Raw genomic sequence first — 2,912 nt, forward strand, 5'->3', positions numbered from 1 at the left:
ATAACTTTCTTGGAACAATTTGTAAAAACATTAACCAAAATACAAAGGAACGGTTATTTCATGAAAGCTAATAAGTCACCCGCTAATAGAAAATATCATTTTGTTATCGCTTCCCATCTCCATGTATCCACTGCAAGGCATTTACCATTGCCTGATGACCAATGGTAGCGTGGTTTTCCAACGGAAGATAGTCCAGATAAACCTTTACTGTTTTACTTTGAGTATTTTTAATTTTCTCTGCTAATAAATTAGCATCTACTTCCATGACACGTGGCGGTACTGTGGGTGTAAGTCCCTCTTTGCCTACACCAATATAAACATCGGTTTTCTGCAAAAAAGTAGGTTGCAACAATGCGGATGGCACAGTAAGTAACGAACCATTATCCCACCAAATACTCGGACTCACGATAATATACTTATTAAAAAGCGTTGGCTGTTTTAGCAAAATTTCAGTCGCCAATAGACCTCCTAACGATTGTCCAATAATGGTTTTATTGTTATTCGTCTTGTATTTTTTTTGAATGAATGGTTGTAGCTCTTTTTCAATAAATCCTATAAATTTATCAGAGTGCCCTGAAGTAGGATTTTTCTTTTTATCTGCTTCAATGGAAGTAAGAAAAGTAAAATCCCTCCTCCTATCTACTGTAGCGATACCCACTACAATAGATTTAGGAACACGGTTTACCCATTCAAAATTATTGAACTGAAATATTCCAGCTACATGAATAAAATCTTCATCAGCCGAGCCATCTAGCAGGTAAGTAACGGGATAGGTAACTGTGTCATTCTTGCTATAACCTTCTGGTAGGTAAATATTTAAAATCCTTTTCTCCCCTAACTCCTTTGAATAAACTTCATCAATCACGCCTAATATAAATGGTTTAGCATTATTAGTTTTATCAGCTTGAGAGAATGCCTGAATGGTAAAGCATATAAAGAGGATGGTAATAATTAATCTCATGATGGATGTTGTGTGTATAATGAAGTTTTGTAGCAATTTAATAAGCTTTACGCCTTTTTCTATGAAGTGATGTTAATAAAAGACTTGCTAAATGTAGAAAAATAGTTTAGATACAAGCAATGCTTCACCAAGGACTGAGAAAAACTAGCCCAGAGGGTTGATAATAATCGTCACTCGTTTGAAACGAGCGACTGCGGTAATAAAAACCATAAAACCCTTCACTACTAAGTTACGCAATATCTATCTTTGCCCTTATTTCATCAAAAAACTATTTATAACATGACCATTGAATTAAGAAGCGATACTTTTACAAAACCTACACCTGCCATGTTAGAGGCAATGTTTACTGCGGAGGTTGGCGATGATGTTTTTGAAGACGACCCAACGGTTATTGCGCTTGAACAAAAGGCCGCCAATATGTTTGGTTATGAAGCAGCTTTGTTTTGTACTTCTGGCACCATGACTAACCAAATAGCGATTAACGTCCATGTAAAACAGGGTGACGAGGTAATTTGTGATGCCCTTTCGCATATTTACTTATATGAAGGCGGAGGCATTGCGGCCAACTCCTTAGCGTCTGTCAATTTGCTTGAGGGCGACAGAGGGCGGTTGAGGGCTTGGCAAATCAAGGAAGTAATTCAGCCTGATAATATCCATCATCCTATCTCGGCATTGGTTTCTTTGGAAAATACTGTCAACAAAGGCGGAGGGGCGTATTATCAATTGGCTGATATTCAAGAGATAAAACAACTTTGTATCGCCAATAACATTCCTTTACATCTAGACGGTGCAAGAATATTTAATGCCTTGGTAGAGACGGAGGAAAGTCCCCTAGAATATGGCAAAGTATTCGATTCTATGTCGGTTTGCTTATCTAAAGGACTAGGAACACCCATTGGCTCAGTGCTTTTGGGAACGAAAGACTTTATCAAAAAAGCAAAAAGAGTACGCAAACGCTTAGGTGGTGGCTGGCGACAAGCTGGTTATCTGGCAGCTGCGGGTATTTATGCCCTTGACCATAATATTAATCGATTAAAAGAAGACCATGCTCGTGCCAGCATAATTGGCGAAACGATGGAAAAGTTACCTGAGGTAGAAAACGTTTTACCTGTAGATACCAATATTGTAATTCTGAATTTGAATCATAAAATTTTAGCAGCTGACTATGTTCAACAGCTCAATGATAAAGGTATTCGTGCTACCACCTTTGGCAAACACCAAGTAAGGTTTGTCACTCATTTAGATTTTACGGACGACCATCTGACAGAGTTTCAGAAGAGAATTTTACAGTAAAATCAAGAGGCTTTTGTTTTCAAATAGCCTCTTTTTTTTGTACATTTATGACGACTCAAAACTAGATATCTATGCAAAGCAATGCTTTAACTCCCGACGAATACGTTGAACAGTTACCCGAAGATAGAAAACTCGCTATCAACGCTTTACGAAAAGCAATCCTTCAAAATTTACCAGAGGGTTTTACCGAAGTAATGAGCTACGGCATGATTGGCTATGTGGTGCCACATTCGCTTTATCCAGATGGCTATCATTGTGACTCATCGTTGCCTTTGCCTTTTCTGAATATTGCTTCACAAAAAAACTTTGTGGCGGTATATCACATGATGGTCTATTCAGACCCTTCGTTGCATGAATGGTTTGTAGCTGAATATCCTAAATATACTAAAACAAAACTTGATATGGGCAAAAGCTGTATACGCTTCAAAAAGGTAGACCAAATCCCGTATCAATTAATAGGAGAACTGGCGAATAAGGTGACTGTGGATGAATGGGTTAGTAGGTATGAAGAAAAATTTAAGCGATGAATAAAGTTTTCTATTAGTTAGTGACTTAAGTCACCAACTAATAGAAAAGAATAATGTCTTGTCCTAAAATAAGTTGACAGTTTCGGTTAAGTTATCGAAATTAGTTATAAACTTTAAAGTAATGGGACAAA

Annotated in this window: 3 protein-coding genes; 2 read left to right on the plus strand and 1 reads right to left on the minus strand. The window is 37.4% G+C overall.

The window, feature by feature from the left end; all coding sequences use genetic code 11:
• Window positions 1–103: 103 nt before the first annotated feature.
• Window positions 104–961 (minus strand): alpha/beta hydrolase, encoded by an 858-nt coding sequence (locus AC07N0_RS23095; RefSeq protein WP_494591196.1) that lies wholly within the window; start codon window positions 959–961, stop codon window positions 104–106.
• A gap of 279 nt (window positions 962–1,240) precedes the next feature.
• On the opposite strand from AC07N0_RS23095, the gene AC07N0_RS23100 reads away from it, so the two are divergent.
• Window positions 1,241–2,254, plus strand: coding sequence for a threonine aldolase family protein (locus tag AC07N0_RS23100; protein ID WP_494591197.1), 1,014 nt, complete (start codon window positions 1,241–1,243; stop codon window positions 2,252–2,254).
• Between the two features lie 71 nt (window positions 2,255–2,325).
• Window positions 2,326–2,781, plus strand: a complete 456-nt coding sequence (locus tag AC07N0_RS23105) for a DUF1801 domain-containing protein (RefSeq protein ID WP_494591198.1) — start codon at window positions 2,326–2,328, stop codon at window positions 2,779–2,781.
• Window positions 2,782–2,912: the final 131 nt, after the last annotated feature.

The sequence above is a fragment of the Arcicella sp. GW821-FHT09D11 genome (assembly GCF_059416265.1).